General features: G+C 70.1%; 18 protein-coding genes and 2 pseudogenes. 7 read left to right on the plus strand and 13 right to left on the minus strand.

Annotated features, from left to right (window positions below):
* Positions 1–120: 120 nt before the first annotated feature.
* The 3 genes from BM140_RS09170 to BM140_RS09180 are packed head-to-tail and all read right to left on the minus strand — an operon-like array spanning position 121 to position 2,097.
* Positions 121–600 carry a hypothetical protein gene (locus tag BM140_RS09170; protein WP_091944418.1) on the minus strand — a complete coding sequence of 160 codons (480 nt, stop codon included), beginning with the start codon at positions 598–600 and terminating at the stop codon, positions 121–123.
* A complete protein-coding gene (locus BM140_RS09175) occupies positions 587–943 on the minus strand; it encodes a rod-binding protein (protein ID WP_091944421.1) in 357 nt (118 codons plus the stop codon). Before BM140_RS09175 ends, BM140_RS09170 begins: the two co-directional genes overlap by 14 nt.
* Before the next feature lie 26 nt (positions 944–969).
* Positions 970–2,097 carry a flagellar basal body P-ring protein FlgI gene (locus tag BM140_RS09180; RefSeq protein ID WP_091944527.1) on the minus strand — a complete coding sequence of 376 codons (1,128 nt, stop codon included), beginning with the start codon at positions 2,095–2,097 and terminating at the stop codon, positions 970–972.
* A 231-nt stretch (positions 2,098–2,328) separates the two neighbouring features.
* Here BM140_RS09180 and BM140_RS09185 point away from each other — a divergent pair, with 231 nt between their 5' ends.
* The 3 genes from BM140_RS09185 to BM140_RS09195 all read left to right on the plus strand — a co-directional run bounded on the left by BM140_RS09185 (position 2,329) and on the right by BM140_RS09195 (position 4,858).
* Positions 2,329–2,763, plus strand: a complete 435-nt coding sequence (locus tag BM140_RS09185; RefSeq protein WP_091944424.1) for a flagellar assembly protein FliX — start codon at positions 2,329–2,331, stop codon at positions 2,761–2,763.
* 956 nt (positions 2,764–3,719) lie between these two features.
* Positions 3,720–4,532 (plus strand): universal stress protein, encoded by an 813-nt coding sequence (locus BM140_RS09190; protein WP_091944427.1) that lies wholly within the window; start codon positions 3,720–3,722, stop codon positions 4,530–4,532.
* A 17-nt stretch (positions 4,533–4,549) separates the two neighbouring features.
* Positions 4,550–4,858: a c-type cytochrome gene (locus tag BM140_RS09195; protein WP_091944430.1), complete on the plus strand. Its 309-nt coding sequence runs from the start codon at positions 4,550–4,552 to the stop codon at positions 4,856–4,858.
* Between the two features lie 8 nt (positions 4,859–4,866).
* Here BM140_RS09195 and BM140_RS09200 read toward each other — a convergent pair whose 3' ends face one another.
* The 10 genes and pseudogenes from BM140_RS09200 to BM140_RS09245 all read right to left on the minus strand — a co-directional run bounded on the left by BM140_RS09200 (position 4,867) and on the right by BM140_RS09245 (position 13,114).
* Complete coding sequence (locus BM140_RS09200) at positions 4,867–5,589, minus strand: Crp/Fnr family transcriptional regulator (RefSeq protein WP_244535366.1); 723 nt, start codon at positions 5,587–5,589, stop codon at positions 4,867–4,869.
* A 210-nt stretch (positions 5,590–5,799) separates the two neighbouring features.
* Positions 5,800–7,149: pseudogene (locus tag BM140_RS09205) on the minus strand (NRAMP family divalent metal transporter).
* Entirely contained in the window at positions 7,146–7,388 is a 243-nt protein-coding gene (locus BM140_RS09210; RefSeq protein WP_091944436.1) for a hypothetical protein, read from the minus strand. The pseudogene BM140_RS09205 and the gene BM140_RS09210 overlap by 4 nt, the downstream one beginning before the upstream one ends.
* 32 nt (positions 7,389–7,420) lie before the next feature.
* Positions 7,421–7,636 (minus strand): hypothetical protein, encoded by a 216-nt coding sequence (locus BM140_RS09215; protein WP_091944439.1) that lies wholly within the window; start codon positions 7,634–7,636, stop codon positions 7,421–7,423.
* A gap of 79 nt (positions 7,637–7,715) precedes the next feature.
* Positions 7,716–8,699, minus strand: a complete 984-nt coding sequence (locus tag BM140_RS09220) for a zinc-dependent alcohol dehydrogenase family protein (protein WP_091944442.1) — start codon at positions 8,697–8,699, stop codon at positions 7,716–7,718.
* A 28-nt stretch (positions 8,700–8,727) separates the two neighbouring features.
* Complete coding sequence (locus BM140_RS09225; RefSeq protein WP_131803776.1) at positions 8,728–8,940, minus strand: hypothetical protein; 213 nt, start codon at positions 8,938–8,940, stop codon at positions 8,728–8,730.
* A 94-nt stretch (positions 8,941–9,034) separates the two neighbouring features.
* The gene (locus BM140_RS09230) at positions 9,035–9,265 is read right to left on the minus strand and encodes a hypothetical protein (protein WP_091944449.1); all 231 of its coding nucleotides are present in this window, start codon (positions 9,263–9,265) and stop codon (positions 9,035–9,037) included.
* 21 nt (positions 9,266–9,286) lie between these two features.
* On the minus strand, positions 9,287–9,655 hold the full coding sequence (locus BM140_RS09235; RefSeq protein ID WP_091944452.1) for an SPW repeat domain-containing protein: 369 nt from the start codon (positions 9,653–9,655) through the stop codon (positions 9,287–9,289).
* A gap of 79 nt (positions 9,656–9,734) precedes the next feature.
* Positions 9,735–11,369 carry an ATP-binding cassette domain-containing protein gene (locus BM140_RS09240; RefSeq protein WP_091944455.1) on the minus strand — a complete coding sequence of 545 codons (1,635 nt, stop codon included), beginning with the start codon at positions 11,367–11,369 and terminating at the stop codon, positions 9,735–9,737.
* 98 nt (positions 11,370–11,467) lie between these two features.
* Complete coding sequence (locus tag BM140_RS09245) at positions 11,468–13,114, minus strand: ATP-binding cassette domain-containing protein (protein WP_091944458.1); 1,647 nt, start codon at positions 13,112–13,114, stop codon at positions 11,468–11,470.
* Between the two features lie 95 nt (positions 13,115–13,209).
* Between BM140_RS09245 and BM140_RS09250 the strand changes: the two genes are divergently transcribed.
* The 4 genes and pseudogenes from BM140_RS09250 to BM140_RS09265 all read left to right on the plus strand — a co-directional run.
* Complete coding sequence (locus BM140_RS09250; protein WP_091944529.1) at positions 13,210–14,799, plus strand: cytochrome ubiquinol oxidase subunit I; 1,590 nt, start codon at positions 13,210–13,212, stop codon at positions 14,797–14,799.
* A 36-nt stretch (positions 14,800–14,835) separates the two neighbouring features.
* Positions 14,836–15,990, plus strand: a complete 1,155-nt coding sequence (gene cydB, locus BM140_RS09255) for a cytochrome d ubiquinol oxidase subunit II (RefSeq protein ID WP_091944461.1) — start codon at positions 14,836–14,838, stop codon at positions 15,988–15,990.
* 55 nt (positions 15,991–16,045) lie between these two features.
* Positions 16,046–16,177, plus strand: coding sequence for a cytochrome bd-I oxidase subunit CydX (gene cydX, locus BM140_RS09260; protein ID WP_091944463.1), 132 nt, complete (start codon positions 16,046–16,048; stop codon positions 16,175–16,177).
* 292 nt (positions 16,178–16,469) lie between these two features.
* Positions 16,470–16,715: pseudogene (locus BM140_RS09265) on the plus strand (transposase); the annotation flags it as partial.
* Positions 16,716–16,803 lie beyond the last annotated feature (88 nt).

A 16,803-nucleotide genomic window follows, 5' to 3' on the forward strand; every position in this document is an offset into this window, starting at 1 on the left:
CGCTTATCCCAGGCGGCACGGAACCGGACCGATGGTCCTGTTGCGTGCGTCCGGCGGAGGCCCGCCGCCCCGCCGGCGCGGGGGCCATCGGCGATGGATCGGGATCGTCGCCGATCGGGATTACAGGTTGCGCGAGAACACCAGCGGGCCGCTGTTGGCGCCGCCGCGGCCATAGGGCGAAGGACTGTGCGACGGTCGTCCGTAGACGCTGGCCGTGCGGGTCTTGGCAACCTCCTCGGCGAGCGCCTTGATCAGCCCCTCCGAGACCGTGCGGGCGGTGGCGAGCACCTGCTGGTTCACCTCCAGCACGGCGGCGAAGCGCGTCTGCGCGGCCTTCAGCGCTTCGAGTCCCTCGGGGGCGAAGCGGGCGAGCGCGATGGCGTTGGCCTTGGCCGCTTCGAGGCCGGTCATGTAGGCGGCGGCGAGTTCCGCCTTCGCCGGGGTGCCCGTCATCGCCTCGGCGATGCGGCCGGCCCGCACGCCCTCGCTCTCGCGGGCGAGCGCGGCCTCGAGATCGCGCATCACCGTGAGCAGACCCTGCACGAAGGCCTGGGCTCCGGCGCGGTCGGTCAGGCGCAGGGCGGTGTCACTTGCCGCCATGGCCGGCCTCCTGCATCCGCATCATTTCGGAATAGACCTGATTGCTGATGCCGACGCCGCCGCTCTTCACGATGGAATTGGCGTATTCCTTGGTCAGCATCGAGCGCCAGACGCCGCCGCCGCTGCCGTTCTCGCCGAGCGGGCCTTCGGTGCCCTCGCTCCGGGTCAGACGCTCCAGGCTGTCTTCCAGGAACATCTTCTCGAATTCGTCGGCGGTCTTGCGCGCCTTGGCCGAGGCTTTGGCCGTGTCCATCGTGGCCGTGTCGGTCTTCGACAGCGATTGCATCAGGTTCTTGCCGACGCCAGCGGCGGCGGAGGCCGCGAAGGTCGCGAGAGGCAGCATGTCTCGTCTCCTGTCTTCGATCGGATTTACATCAGCTCGATGTCGGCCTGGAGCGCGCCCGCGGTCTTGATCGCCTGGAGGATCGAGATCAGGTCGCGCGGGCCCACACCCAGCGCATTGAGGCCGTCGACCAGCTCGCGCAGGGTCACGCCCTCCTTCACCAGCGCCAGCTTGTTGCCGTCGCCGGTATCGACCTTGACGCCGGTGCGTGGCACCACCGCGGTCTGGCCGTTCGAGAGCGGGCCGGGCTGGCTCACCATCGGCTGCTCGGTGATCGTCACCGTGAGGTTGCCCTGCGCGATCGCCACGGTGGAGACGCGCACGTCGCGGCCCATCACGATGATGCCGGAGCGCTCGTCGACGACGACCCGGGCCGTCTGGTCGGGCTCGACCTTCAGCTGCTCCACCTCGGTGATGAGGCGGATCATGTTGCCGCGATACTTGGCCGGGATCTGGAGCGTGATGGTGGCCGGGTCGGTGGGCTCGGCGGTGTCGGCGCCCATGAAGTCGTTGATGGCCGCCGCGATCCGCTTCGAGGTGGTGAAGTCGGGGTTGCGCAGAGACAGGCGGAGCGAGCGTGCCTCGTTGAGCTTGAACGCCATCTCGCGCTCGATCAGCGCGCCGTTGGAGATGCGCCCGTTGGTCGGCACGCCGCGGGTGATCTTGGCAGCCTCGCCTTCCGCGGCGAAGCCCGCGATGGCGACCGAGCCCTGCGCGAGGGCGTAGACTTCGCCGTCGGCGCCGAGCAGCGGCGTGACCAGCAGCGTGCCGCCCTGGAGCGACTTGGCGTCGCCGAGCGAGGACACCGTCACGTCGATATGGGTGCCTTGCGTCGAGAACGGGGGCAGGTTGGCCGTCACCATCACGGCGGCGAGGTTCTGGGTCCGCATGGTGGCCCCGCGCGTGTTGACGCCGAGCCGCTCCAGCATCGCCTGAAGCGACTGCTTGGTGAACGGGATGTTGTTGAGCGTGTCGCCGGTACCGTTGAGGCCGACGACGATGCCGTAGCCGACGAGCTGGTTGGACCGCACGCCCTCGATCGAGGCCAGATCCTTGACCCGCGACAGGGCGAAGGCCGGGCCGGGCATCAGGGCGAGCCAGCAGGCCAGGATGACCGAGAGGCGGAACGGGAGGGTGCGCTTGGGCAGCGGCATCGGAGGGACTTCGACCGGGTTCGGCGTCATGCCGTTCCCAAGTGCCAGGGCCGTGCCAACCGTTCGATTTCGCTAAGTCGTTGTGCCAAAATGCATTCGGCGGATATGCCGCCGCCGGACCCGCGGCCGCCGCCGGGCCGTTTCCTGCCGGGGCGGCAGCTTCTGCCGAGAAATTTACCCGTGCTTAACCATGACGGCCGATTCTCGCGGTCAATCTCGAGAGGCCGGATCATGCGCGTCGACACACGCTTTGCCGCCGCCGCCGCGGGCGCCCTCTCGGGCCCGCGCCGCGCTGCCGCGCCGGGCGCCTTCGCGGCCGGCGAGGCCGAACAGCCGCGCGCCAGCACGGCCGGCGCCGCCCAGACCGGCATGCTGGCCGGCCTCGACGCGATCCTCACGCTCCAGGGACAGGCGAACGCCGACACGCCCCAGGAGCGCCGCCGCCGCTCGGTCCAGCGCGGCCACGACCTCCTCGACGGGCTCGACCGGCTCAAGGCCGCCTTGATCGGCGGACGGGTGGCGCCCGCGGACCTGCGTGCCATCGCCGGGCGTCTCGCCGAGCGGATGCCCGATTCGGGCGATCCCCGCCTCGACGGGCTGGTGGCCGAGATCGAACTCAGGGCGGCGGTGGAGCTCGCCAAGCTGGAGGCGGCACGGAGCGTTTAGCTAATCGATCCGGCGTTTTACTAGTACCTTGATCGCAATGATGCTGATAAAATAATAGTTTGACGACTTTATAATTTGATTACTTTTTATGGAAATTTTTAAATGCTCGGCTTAATTTATTAAGTAGTAATTACCCCGCAGGTCGGCGCTGAGGCTCCTGATATGGACGTTCTGTAACGCTGAGCTCGGAGCGAAGTAGAAAGTTTTCGAGCTAACACTGGTGACCCGGACCTGTACCGACTTGACGATGAACTCCGGAGCGTCTCCGGAGCGGATACGCTCACGCACATTGCGCAGGACGCAACGGTCAGCCAGCACATCGATCAAGTCAGCCGGCTTGATTTTGCGCGTGACGCGGATTGCCAGCGCTCGCGGGAGAACGCATCGACTTGTAGAGCATCCGGAACTTGCGCCCATCATGGGTGTGCGACTCGACGAAGACCCATCGCGCCACGAACGGTCTGTCCCGAGGCGCAAGCAGATCGTCCGTCGTGTACCCTGGTCGGCACAGGACTGGGCATCCTGCCCGACCTCGCCGAGCCGCTGTTCCAACTCCTTGTGGCGAATAGGGGCGAGCCAGGAATGGGCGGTGCCTTCTCGATCCGCCACTTCATGGTCGAGACCCATGGCGGGCTACACGGGTGGAGTTTAAGACTGCCTCACAAAACTCCCGTTCACTGCCGGTGTCCTCTCGGGACGCGACGGTGCAACGGGAGTTTTGTGAGAGACACCAAATCGGGAGGGGAACGATCGGCCCCGTCACGCTACGCCGACGGCGATGATCGAGATACCCGTAACGCTTCGGGAATCTCGGCGAGGCGGCCAGCTTCTTAACTGACGATCAAACCGTCACAGCACGAAACGGGGCCGCAGCGTTTGCTCTGGATCAAGGCTCGGTCGCTCCCCGACGGCGAGGATCGTCCACGGGATCGGTCGAGCGGCCCCGAGAGACGATCATGAGCTACGCCAACATCCTCGTCTCGGTCGATCTCACGGAGGCGGCAGCCCGTCGGATCCGGCTCGCCGCGGGGCTCGCGCGGCGGTTCGAGGCCACGCTGATCGGCGCCGCCGCCGAGACGGTGCCGTCGCCGCTGCTCGTCCAAGACATCGACGACGCCCAGCGCCAGGACGAGGAGAACGAGGCCAAGGTCCGCGCCCTGCTGGAGCAGGCCGGAACAGTCTTCTCCGGCAACCTCGGCGAAGGGGTGCGGAGCGCGTGGCATCCGGCGCTCGCCCGTCCGGTGACGCATCTCGTGGCCGAGGCGCGGGCGGCCGACGTCGTCGTGCTCGGCCGCCGGGGCCCGGAGGACCAGACTCCGCGCCGGCTCGACGTGGCGCCCGGGCCGGTGCTGATGGAGGCGGGCCGCCCGGTGCTCGTCGTCCCGCCGGGGCTCGAGAACCTCAAGGGCGCCCGCATCGTGGTGGCGTGGAAGGACGGGCCGTCGGCGCGCCGGGCCGTCTCGGCGGCCCTACCCTTCCTCCATAACGCCGATCAGGTCCATGTCGTGACCACCGGAGCGGATGCCCGGCTGGAAGGCGGCGAGGAGGTGGCCGCCCATCTCGCCCGGCACGGCGCCCCCGTCACCACGCATTTCCTGCGCACCGTCGACACCGATGCCGCCGAGATCCTGCGCTTCACGCGGGCACAGGACGCCGACCTCCTGGTGATGGGCGCCTACGGTCATTCCCGCCTGAGGGAATGGGTGTTCGGCGGCGTCACCCGCGACGTCCTGCGGAGCAGCCCCGTCTGCTGCCTGATGTGCCACTGATGCCAGGTATGCCACCGATGCGAAGCGCCCTCGCCGTCGCGCTTGCGCTGATGCACCTTGCCGCGCAGGCCGGACCGAGCCCGCGGCGCGGCGAGACCATCGCGCTCGCCAACTGCGCCCGCTGCCACGCCGTGGGACGCGTAGGCATCAGTCCGCTCGCGGAGGCGCCGCCCTTCCGCGACCTGCACCGGCGCTATCCGGTCGAGGATCTGGTCGAGGCGCTGACCGAGGGCATCGTCACGGGTCACCAGAGCATGCCGGAATTCCGGCTCGACCCGGATGAGGCGCAGAACCTCATCGCCTACCTGAGGACGCTCGAACGGTGAGGCCGTCCTCAGGCGGCGGCGAGGCGCTCCAGCCGGCCGGCATCGACGAGGCGCACGCCGCCGGGCACGATCAGCAGAGCCTTCTCGCGGTCGAGCCGCGTCAGCAGGCGGCTGACCGTCTCGATGGTGAGCCCGAGATGGTCGGCGATGTCCTGGCGGCCCATCGGCAGGGCCAGCGTCACCGAGGTCTGCCCGATGCGGGCGTAGCGCTCGCGGAGCGCAAGGAGGAAGCTCGCGACCTTCTCCTCGGCGCTGCGGCGGCTGAGCAGGGTCATGTGATCCTGCGCCAGATTGAGTTCGTAGCCGGCCCGCTCGTGCAGACGCTGCAGCAGATGCGGCTTGGCCGCCACGAGACCGGCGAAGGCGCGCTTGTCGAACCGGCACAGGGTGGTGGGGCCGAGCGCCTCGGCGGTGACGGTGTAGCGCTCGGGCAGGGCGAGGCCGAGGAAGTCCCCGACCATGGCAAAGCCCATGACGTGGCGGCGCCCGTCGGGAAGCAGGCGCGACAGGCGCACCGTGCCCTCCGTTACGTTGTAGACGGCGTCCGCCGGGTCGCCCTGCCGGAACAGCGCCTGATGCGGTGCCAGGTGCAGCGGCTGGCTCAGCGCCTCGAGATCGTCGAGTTCCTCACCCGTCAGCGCCGCGCAGACGCTGAGCAGGCGAACCTTGCACGCGGCGCAGCCGCCATCCGTGCGATCGTGGAGGCAGCTGTGAGCGGATGGCCCGGTCACACTCAGCACGTCACGCCTCCCGAATTGCTCGGCGCCCTCAAGCAGATCCATATCCCGACTTTCAATCCGTGAGAAGCGCCATGACTCCTAATCTACGACAAGATTAGGCCGTTCGGCCTATCTACGCAGACGGCAAGATGATCCGCTGTGCGGCCCTCTCACGGTGACGTTCGACCGCGGCGAGTTTCGACATCTTGGGCCGCCTGCCTCTCAGGCCAGCCAGGCCATCCCGAACATCGCGAGGACGGTGCCGAGCATGAGGGTGGTCGCGGTCCAGCCGAGCGCGCGCAGGGGACCGCGGATCGCGAAGGCGCCCATGATGTCGGCCTGGGCGGCAATCCGCATCATCACCGCCATGATCGGCACCGCGACCACGCCGTTGACCACGGCGCTCCAGTAGAGCGCCCGGATCGGGTCGATGGCACCCAGGCTGACCGCCATGCCGATCCCGGTGGCAAGGGCGACGGTGGCGTAAATGGCGCGCGCCTCCCGGACGCGCCGGCCGAAGCCGACCGGCCAGCGTCGGGCCTCGCCGATGGCGTAGGCGGCGGAGCCCGCGAGCACCGGCACGGCCAGAAGACCGGTTCCGACGATGCCGAGCGCGAACAGACCGGCGGCGTACGAGCCGGCGAGCGGCCGAAGGGCTTCGACGGCTTCGGCGGAGGTGCGGATGTCGGTGACGCCGTTGGCGTGCAGGACGGCGGCGGTCGTCGCCATGATCGCGAGCGCCACGAGGTTGGAGAACCCCATGCCGACGAGGGTGTCGATCTCGATGCGCCGCAGCGCCGGCCCGCCCTGGTCCGGCGCGTGAAGCAGGTCGCGACGCCGGGGATTGGCGGCGAGGTCCTCGGCCTCTTCCGCCGCCTGCCAGAAGAACAGGTACGGGCTGATGGTGGTGCCGAACAGCGCGACCAGCGTGGTCAACGTCTCGCGGCTGGCGTCGAGCCGCGGCAGAAGCACGCCGGCCGCGAAATCGCGCCACGCGACATGGGCGACGGCCAGCACCGCCAGATAGGCGAATAGGCTCAGGGTCGGCCACTTGAGCACCGCGACGGTTTGGGCGTAGCGCAGGCCCACCTACATCAGCGTGCAGCCGAGCGCGAAGGCAACGACGTAGGCCCAGCGCGGTCCCGGCAGAAGCAGGGTCACGGCGTCGGCCATGGCGCCGAGATCGGCCCCGAGGTTGAGGACGTTGGCCGCCAGCAGCATCAAGACCACGCCCTGCAGCAGGCCCCCTGGATGGTGGCGCGCCAGCACGCCCGCGATGCCGTGGCCCGTGGTGCGCCCGATCCGGGCGTAGACCATCTGCACCGCCGCCATCAGGGGCAGGCTGTAGAGCGTCGTCCAGCACAGACCGTAGCCGAGTTGGGCCCCGGCTTGGCCTTAGGTCGCGATGCCGCTCGGGTCGTCGTCAGAGGCACCGGTGATCAGGCCGGGTCCGAGGACGCGCAGGAGACGCGGCTTCGACGGGCCGACGACCGGACTCCCCTCCGGGTCGTCGTCCTCGCCCCCGATCGCGGCACCCTCCCCGGCCGGGCCGTTGAGGTGCGCGTCGCTCACGGCGTGCCGGCCCCCGGCGCGAAAACGATGCGGGCGACCCGGACGGCCTCGTCGAGATCGTCGTAGTCGGTGCCGTAGCGGCGGCGCAGCGCGACCAACCATTCCGGCGGCAGCGCTCCTTCGGGCCAGAGGTCGGAGGCCGGCACAAGGTACAGCCCGTCCGTGGCCTCGATGCCGTGGCCGGTCACCGCCCAGTGCCGCCCGCGCCAGTGGACTGGCGGGGTCATTTCGCGGTCCATGTCTGCCTCCGTAGCGTCCTTCTTCCGCCGCCTCAGGCGGCGACGTCCGCCAGCGCGACGGCCTCGCAGGTATCGGCGCGCAGGCGCCAATCGGCGACGCCCATCGCCTCGCGGAACATCGCCTTGGCCTCGAACAGGGCCGACACCTCCGAGCGCGCGCCGACCAGGGCCTGGTGTTGGAGGATGGTGTGGTCGTGACCGCTGTCGTCGGCGACGATCTTGTAGAAGTTGACGAGGTACTGGCGCATGGCGTGGCTCCTGCGGGCAACGGCCACAGCCTGAGCGCGCCGCGACGGGGCGGCTTTGATCCATCGCAAGGCGACCGGGCTACGGCACCAGCACGGCTGCACCGTTCAGGGCGCCGGTGCGATGGGCGGCGATGGCCTCGTTCGCCCGCGCCAGCGGGAAGCTACGCGTGCGGGTCTCGATCCCGGCCTTCGAAGCGACGGCGAAGAAGTCCAGGGCGTCGGCCTGGGGGAGGTTCGCGACCGAGAGCAGCGCGCGCTCGCCCCACTGCCGCGCGTAGGGGAAGGACGGGATCGCGCTCATGTGAATGCCGCCGCAGACGACCCGGCCCCCTTTGCGCACCGCGCCCAGGGCGACCGGCACTAGCCGGCCATCGGGTGCGAAGATCAGAGCGGCGTCGAGGGGCTCGGGCGCCGCCTCGTCCGCGCCGCTGGCCCATTCGGCACCGAGTGCGCGGGCGAAATCCTGCGTCAGGCCGTCGCCGGGACGGGTGTAGGCGAAGACCCGGCAGCCCTGCCAGCGGCAAAGCTTGGCGACGATTTGGGCGGCGGCGCCGAAGCCGTAGAGTCCGACCGTCCCGGCCTCGCCCGCCAGCTTCAGGGTACGCCATCCGATCAGGCCGGCGCAGAGCAGCGGCGCGGTCGCGACCGGGTCGCATCCGGGATCGAGGGTTACGGTGAAGGCGGCCTCCGCCAGGAGATGGGTCACGAAGCCGCCGTCGCGCGTGCAACCGGTGAAGCCCGGCGCGTCGCACAGGTTCTTGCGGCCATTGGCACAGTACGGGCAGCGACCGCAGGCATGGCCGAGCCAGGGCACGCCGACCCGCGTCCCGAGCCGCGGCGCCCGCACGCCGGGTCCGAGGGCCTCGACCGTGCCGACGACCTCGTGCCCGGGGACGACGGGATAGACCGCCTGGGGCAGTTCGCCGTCGATGAGGTGGAGATCCGTACGGCAGACGGCGCAGGCCTCGACCCGGATGCGGACTTCGCCCGGTCCCGGCTCCGGATCGGGCCGGGTTTCCGGAACGAGGTGACCACCGACGCCGGGGAGCACCATGGCCTGCATCGGATCGAACGCGCCGCGGTTCGCCGACTCAGAGGGCGATCCAAAGCAGGCCGGTCAGCAGCATCGAGGCGGCGACGGCGAGGCCGAGCGCCTGCAGGCTGCCGATGCTCTGATGCCGGTATCCGTCCTCAATCGTGCCCTCGGCGTTCGCCGCCGTCGGGGGCGCCCAGCGACCGGCGCCCCGCGGCATCCCGACGGCCCGCACCGTCATCCCCAACATGGCTCTCGCGACCGTCGTCATCGCCGTCCCTCCCGATCTTCATGCGTGGCTAGGGTGAGGGCGAAGGGCGAAGCCGGCTTTGATTCAGCGCAAGGCTTCGATCCGAGGCCGCGGATCAGTCGTGTCGCGGGCGAACGCCCGCGATAAGGGCGGCTTGATGCGGGTCCATCGCCGGCCCCAGTCGTGACAGCACCGCCACGCCGAACAGGTTCACGATCCCGATCAAGGCCAGCACGAGGATGAGGGTGACGTCGCTCGGCCGATGGCGCCCGGCATGGATGCCGAGGCAGCCCGCGACGAAGACCAGCGCCAGGACGAGGTTCAGGAGATCGGCGGGCGGGGTCATCGTCCGAGCCGTCACGCATCGTTAGAACGAGCGCGCGTCGGGCGCCTCGCGCAGACGCCACAATTCGGCGAGCGCCGAGACCACGAGGGCGAGGCCGAAGCCGAGATGGGTGATCAGGGGAATCTGCGCGTCCTCGAAGCCCATGACCCACGGGGCCGCGCAGACCCAGACGCCGACGATCGCGAGGAGAACCTCCTCCATGTCGTAGGTCTGGAGCAGGGACAGCACCGCCAGCCCGAGGACGGCGCCCGCGCAGAGCCACAGGTTCCAGGTGGCCTGCGTCTGATCGAGGAAGCTCAGTGCCCAGGGAGCGAGCACCATCCCTGCGGCGAGACCCAGATTCCAGACGCCGAGGAAGATCTCCTCGGCTCCGTTGGAGATGGTGCGCATGCTGCCCTCCCGAACTCCGGCGCCGACATCGCCATGTCCGAACGGTGCGCCGTCTCCGGGCGCGGGCCCTTGCGATGGATCAAACCGCGATCACCGCTCGGTCGGGTGCGCCGATCCCCGCGTCCAACGAGACGATCCGCGCGGGCAGTGCGAGATCGGGGCGATGGCTCGTCAGCACGACGGTGCGCTCCTCCCAGCCCGCCAGCAGGCGCCCGAGAATGCGCCCGGCCTGATCGTCACCGAGATGCTCGGCCGGTTCGTCGAGCAGGATCACGGGCGCCGGGCTGAGCGCCGCGCGGGCGAGTGCGAGGCGTTGGGCCTCGCCGAGCGACAGGGTGCCCTCCCCGATCCAGGCGTCGAGGCCACCGCCCTCGCGAATGCGGCCATCGAGTTCGACTGTCGCCAGCGCTGCCCAGAGATCGGAATCGGCGGCCCCCGGGGCGAACAGGTTCTCCCGGACGGTGTCGGCGAGGATCGCCGCATCGTGCAGTGCAAGGTGCGTCACGGTCCGGCGCTCGACGGCCGTGAGCGCCCTTCCGTCGAGCCGGATCGCTTCGCCCGGCCGGTCGTCGCTCCAGCCCGCGAGCGCCTTGAGCAGGCTGGTCTTGCCGCATCCGCTGGCGCCGAAGAGGACCAGGGGGCAGCCGGGGGCGATGGTCAGGTCCGGCGCGGGGCCGAGATCGCGCCCATCGGGCGCGCGCAGGCGGACGCCGCATAGGGCCAATGCCCCCGCAGCCGTGACGGTCGGCAACTCCGGCTCGGGCGTCGCCCCCTCCTCCTCCTTGAGCGCGGCGCGGGCCGCGCGGGCCCGAACGGCACCGAGGAGAGAGCGGGCCAGCGCGAGCGCCGGCTCGGTGATCCCGAGCCACGCGAAGGCCAGGAACGTCGCCGGCAGCAGCCCCGTCCCGCGCTGGCCCGTCGTCCAGGCCGCCAGCAGCACGGCGAGGGCGGCACCGGGGCCGGCGAGCCCCAGCAGGGACTCGAACCGCGCGAGCGCCCGGCGACCCGCCGCGGTCTCCCGCTCCGCGTCGCGGAGCGAATCGAGGGCCGACCGCAGGGCGAACCCGCGCCGAGCCTCGGCGGCCAGCGGTACGGCGCCCGCCAGCACCGCACCGAACTCCGCCGCGCCCCGCCGCCGCGCGGCTCGGACCTGCGCCTCGCGCGTGGTCAGGCAACGGGCGGTGGCGCGGCAGAGGGCGAGGCTCGCCAGGGCCAGCCCGACGAGCGGCACGAGGGCGAGCGGTGCGAGCCAGGCCGTGGCGGCGGTGAGCGCCAACAGCGCCGTGCCGGTCGTCGCGAGGGCGAAGTCGACGCGCAGCCGGGCGAAATCGATGTCGGCCACGTCGTCGATGTAATCGGCCAGCCGCTCCGGGCGGCCGAGCTGCCAGCCGGAGCCGCGGCTCTCCGGCGCGCGCGCCAGCGCGGCGAACAGGCGTGATCGGCGGCGGACCTGATCGCCGAGTGCCGCCCGATGGCCGGCCATGCGCTCGCCGTAGCGCGCGCCGGTGCGCAGCAGCGCGAACAGGCGCACCAGCGCGGCCGGGTGGTGGATGTTGAAGGCCAACGCCCCGGGACCGGCCCCGGCGAGCGCTACCGCCGCCAAGAAGGTCGCGGCCGTGCCGGCGAGTGCGAGGTTGGCCGCGAGCGCCAGCGCCGCGAGGGCGAAGGCGAGGCGCCAGGGATGGGCCGAGTCTCGGGATTCCGAAGGGATCATCCCTTCGGCGGGGACCGGGGCAGCGCCCCGAATTTCCCAGGGCTCCACCCTGGACACGCGACACCCGGACGCATCGCTCGGCGCAATCTGGACAAGGGTCATGCGGCATGCCTCTCGGCGGGGGCGTCCCCGAGATCGACCCGCCGGTCGGCGAGCGCCGCCAGCGCGGGGTCGTGGGTCGCGACGATCACAAGGCGGGTGCGGGACGCGTCCCACAGGGCCTGCCGGACGCGGGCGGCGTTGAGGGGATCGAGCTTGGCGGTCGGCTCGTCGCCGAAGGCGAGACCCGGTCGCAGCAGCAGGCGGGCCACCGCGATCCGCACCCGCTGGCCGCCGGAGAGATTCTCGGCGCCAGCCCCGACCGGGGCGTCGAGGCCGCCGGGCCAGTGCGGATCGTCCGTGAGGCCGAGCCGCGCGGCGGCCCGTGCCACCGCCTCGGGCGTCGCACGCGAACCTTCGGCCAGCGCCCGGCGCAGCGGGCCGGCCAGGACCGGATTCTCGACGGAGACCCATGTCGGCGGCCTGTCCGCGGGCAATCGCACCGTACCGGCGAGCGGCGCCTCGACCCTCGCGAGAACCCGCAGCAGGGTGGACTTACCAGCTCCGCTCGGCCCCGTCAGCGCGAAGAGCCCCCTCGCCGGTAGGTCGAAATCGGGGACCGACCCGGCATGGGGCAGGACGAGGCTGCGGACGCCCGGCACCGCGAGGATCGGCGCTTCCTCCGCGGCCTCGTCCTTCGCATTAGGCGGAAACATCCAGGCGAGGGCGTCCGCGGCGGCCTCGCCCTCGGCCTTGGCGTGATAGAGTTCGGCGTAGCGGCGCAGGGTTGCGAAGAACTCCGGCGCGAGCAGCAGGATCAACAAGCTCTGCCACAGGGCGAGGCCGGCAAAGCCCGGCACCGCGGCCAGCCCGAGATGGCCGAGCCCGAGGAAGACCGCCAGGATCGCGATGGCGAGCGAGGCGAAGAAATCGAGCACGCCCGCATTCAGGAACGCGACCGCCAGCACGCCGAGCGTCCCCGCGGCATAGGCTTCGAGCCGCCGGTCGAGTTTCTCGCTTTCGCGCGTCAGCCCATGCGCGGCGAGGATCGTCGGCAACGTGCGCACCCGGTCGGCGAACTGGGTCGCGAGCCGCCCGAGCGCCGCCTCCTGAACGGCGGCCCGCTCGCTTATTATCCCGCCGACGAGGACGAACAAGACGATCATCACCGGGCTCGCGAGAAGCAGCACGAGCGCGGCTTGCCACGAGACCACGGCCATGGCTGCGGCGGTCATGACGGGGCCGAGGGCCGTCATCCGCCGCGCTGCCGCATGCCCGACGGCGAGTCGGGCGAGCGCGCCCGGATGGCGCTGCAAGCCGACGATCAGCGCGCCTCGCGGCAGCGCGGCGGCGGCGCGGGCCGGCATTGCGGCAAGCCGCCTCTCGGCGGCATCGATCAGCCGCCCGGCGACGGTCGCCTCCAGCCCGGCCGCGCATCGCTCGACGCTTCCGCCGAGCCACGCCGCCGCGCCGACACCGGCGACGGCAAGTCCGAGGGCTACCGCATCGAGCTGCCCCGTCTCGATCAGCGGGCCGGCGAGCCGGGCGAGCCCGACCGAGCCGAGAAGCGTCGCGGTGCAGCGCAAGGCCATGAGCGCGTAGAGGCGTCGCAAGCCTCGCCCCGCCGCTTCACGGGCAAAGACGAGCGCGGCGGGTTCGGCCGTCGCGACGTCCGGTCGGGGGCGGGTCGTGCGTCTGCGGGACATGCCGCCTTGTGCGGAGCAAGGTGAAGCGCGGCTTTGATCTGGGTCAAGGCCACCTCGGTCGGGTCCGGCGCAAGCAGACGTCCGAGGAGAGCCCGATGACCAATCCGCTGCTCGTCGACCTGTCGCGCCTGCAATTCGCGCTGACGGCGATGTACCACTTCCTGTTCGTGCCGCTGACCCTCGGGCTGTCCATCCTGGTCGCCATGATGGAGACCGTCTACGTCATGACGCGCCGCAAGATCTGGCGCGACATGACGAAATTCTGGGGACTTCTGTTCGGTATCAACTTCGCGCTGGGCGTGGCCACCGGCCTGACCATGGAATTCCAGTTCGGGATGAACTGGGCCTATTACTCGCACTACGTCGGGGACGTGTTCGGGGCCCCGCTCGCCATCGAGGGGCTGATGGCCTTCTTCCTGGAGGCGACCTTCGTCGGGCTGTTCTTCTTCGGCTGGGACAAGCTCTCGGCGCTCGCCCACTGCGCCGTGACGTGGCTGATGGCGCTCGGCACGAACTTTTCGGCACTGTGGATCCTGATCGCCAACGGCTGGATGCAGAACCCGGTCGGCGCCGCCTTCAACCCCGACACGATGCGCATGGAGGTGACCGACTTTTCCGCCGTGATCCTCAATCCGGTGGCGCAGGCGAAGTTCGTCCACACCGTCGCGGCCGGCTATGTCTGCGGCGCGGTGTTCGTGCTCGGCGTCTCGGCCTTCTATATTCTGCGCGGGCGCCACCTCGAACTCGCCAAGCGCTCCTTCGCCATCGCGGCGGCCTTCGGCTTCGCCTCGGCGCTCAGCGTCGTCGTGCTCGGCGACGAGAGCGGCTACGCCGTCACCGACCACCAGAAGATGAAGCTCGCCGCCCTGGAGGCGATGTGGCATACGGAAAGCCCACCCGCCGCCTTCACGGCGATCGGCATCCCGGATCTCGCCAGCCGCACCACCCGCTACGCGCTCCACGTCCCGTGGGCGATGGGCCTGATCGGCACCCGTTCGCTGACCACCGAGATCCCCGGCATCACCGAACTGGTCGAGCACGCCAAGGCGCGCATCCGCAACGGCCTCGTGGCCTACGCGGCGCTGGAGCGGATCAAGGTCGACCGTAAAGACGAGCGGGCCCGCGCGGAGTTCGCGCGCACGCAAGCCGATCTCGGATACGCGAAGCTCCTGACGCCGCTGATCCGCGATCCCCTGAAGGCGACCGAGGCCGACATCGCCCAGGCGGCGTGGTCGACGGTGCCGCACGTGCCCTCGCTGTTCCTCACCTTCCGGGCGATGGTGGCCTGCGGCTTCCTGCTGATCGCCCTGTTCGGCGCCGCGCTCTGGTTCACGGCCCGCGAGGCGCCCGCGCCGCGCTGGCTGTTCAGAGTGGCCTTGCTCGCCCTGCCGCTGCCCTGGATCGCCATCGAGTTCGGCTGGTTCGTCGCCGAATTCGGGCGCCAGCCCTGGATCATCGAGGGCGTGCTGCCGACCGCGCTGGCGACCTCCGAACTCGGCATCCCCTCGCTCCTCCTCACCCTCGCGGGCTTCACCCTGATCTACGGCGTGCTCGCGGTGATCGAGATGCGGCTGATGCTGCGCGCCATCGCCAAAGGACCGGAGACGCTCGTCGAGGATCCCGCAGCCCTGTTCCCCGGCACGAGCGCCAACGAGGGCGGCGCCCGCCTTGTCGCGGCCCAGTAGCCCGCCCTCCTTCGGACCCGCTCAAGGAACTCTTCGATGTTCGCCCTGCTCTCGGACTACGAATCCCTACGCCTGATCTGGTGGGTACTGCTCGGCGTGTTGCTGATCGGTTTCGCCGTCACCGACGGGTTCGATCTCGGCGTCGGCGCGCTCCTGCCCTTCGTCGCCCGCACCGACGTGGAGCGGCGGGTGGCGATCCACACTGTTTCGGCGACCTGGGAAGGCAATCAGGTCTGGCTGGTGCTCGGCGGCGGCGCGATCTTCGCCGCGTGGCCCGCACTCTACGCGCTCAGCTTCTCCGGCTTCTATCTCGCGATGTTCTTCGTCCTGGTCGCGCTAATCCTGCGGCCCGTGGCGTTCAAGTACCGCTCGAAGGACGAGAGCCCGGCCTGGCGTGAGGGCTGGGACCGAGCCCTGTTCGTCGGCGGGGCGGTGCCGGCCCTGATCTTCGGCGTCGCGGTCGGCAACGTGCTTCAGGGCGTGCCCTTCCACTTCACTGACGACCTGAGACCGATCTACAGCGGCACGCTCGTCGGTCTGCTCAACCCGCTCGCCCTCTTCTGTGGTTTCATCTCGCTGGCGATCCTGGTGGCCCACGGCGCGGCGTGGCTCGCCTTCAAGGCGGAGGGACCGGTCGCCGAGCGCGCCCGCGCGATCGGAGCGAAGGCGGCGCTCGCCACCGCGGCCCTGTTCGCGCTGGGCGGCCTGCTGGTCTGGGCCGGTGCCTTCGGCGGCTACCAGGTGGTGACGCCGCTGCCCGGCGACGGCCCCTCCAACCCGCTGACCAAGGATGTCATCGCGGACGCGGGTGCGTGGCTCGCCAATTTCCGGGCCGATCCGCGGCTCGCCCTGGTGCCGCTGCTGGGTATCGTGGCGCCGCTGCTGGTGGCGGCAGGCTTCCGCACCCGCCTGACGGGGGCGACGCTGCTCGCCTCAAGCCTCGGCATCGCCTGCATTGTCACGACCGTCGGCCTGTCGATGTTCCCGGTCATCCTGCCGTCGAGCACGCATCCGGGCCACGCGCTCACCGTGTTCGACGCCTCCTCCAGCCGGGCCACGCTCCGCAACATGCTGATCGCGACGGTGCTCTTCCTGCCGATCGTCCTCGCCTACACGGCTTGGGTCTACCGGGTGCTGCGGGGCAAGGTGTCCGAGCGCGACATCACCGCTCCCGGCTCGCCGGCCTATTGAACCGCGGGCCGGGCGGGCCGGAAGGCTCCTGCTCTCATCGTGAAGGATATCGACGATGTGGTACTTCGCCTGGATGCTCGGCCTCGGCTTTGCGGCCGCGTTGGGCATTCTCAACGCGCTCTGGTTCGAATTGCGGCCGACGCGCGAGGCGCCGCCCGGACGCGTTCAGCCGCTCTCCACGCCCTGAATACTCGTTGGACCGTCGAAAAAGGCCTGGGCGGTTCGGTTGAAGCGGTCGGCTCCTATGCTTTGCTCAGGAGAATAAGCCGTATCCAATCCCTGAAGCCGTGGTCGATGGGTCGATTAACCGAGCGGCCAGCATCTCTCGGCAGGCCTTGCGGACGGCTAGGGTCAAAACCCTATCAAGCTATTGCTCTGTCGGGGTAATGCGGTTTTCATAGCGCGCTGAGACAGGGAGGCGCGCCATGGCGGACTTGTTTTGGCTGTCGAACGAGTAGTGGGCGGTGATCGAACCGTTCATGCCCAAGAATCAGCTCGGCCCCGAACGTAACGACGACCGGCACGTCATCTCCGGTATCATCCACGTCGTGAAGTCGGGCTGTCGCTGGTGCGACTGTCCCTCGGAGTACGGTCCGCCCACGACAATCTACAACCGGTTCAATCGCTGGTCCCGGCGCGGCTTCTGGAAGGCGATGTTGGCCGCACTGGTCAAGGCCGGCTGGACCGGCGAGGCCAACGCCATCGACGCGACCTACGTTAGGTCGCGTGGACTCTTGGGGTTCACGTTTGGTGTCGGGCGTGATTCGAGGCTGTCTTTTGGAGGGCAGCCTTGAGCATTCAGGATCGCTTGGT

The sequence above is a fragment of the Methylorubrum salsuginis genome (assembly GCF_900114375.1).
GTDB lineage: Bacteria > Pseudomonadota > Alphaproteobacteria > Rhizobiales > Beijerinckiaceae > Methylobacterium > Methylobacterium salsuginis.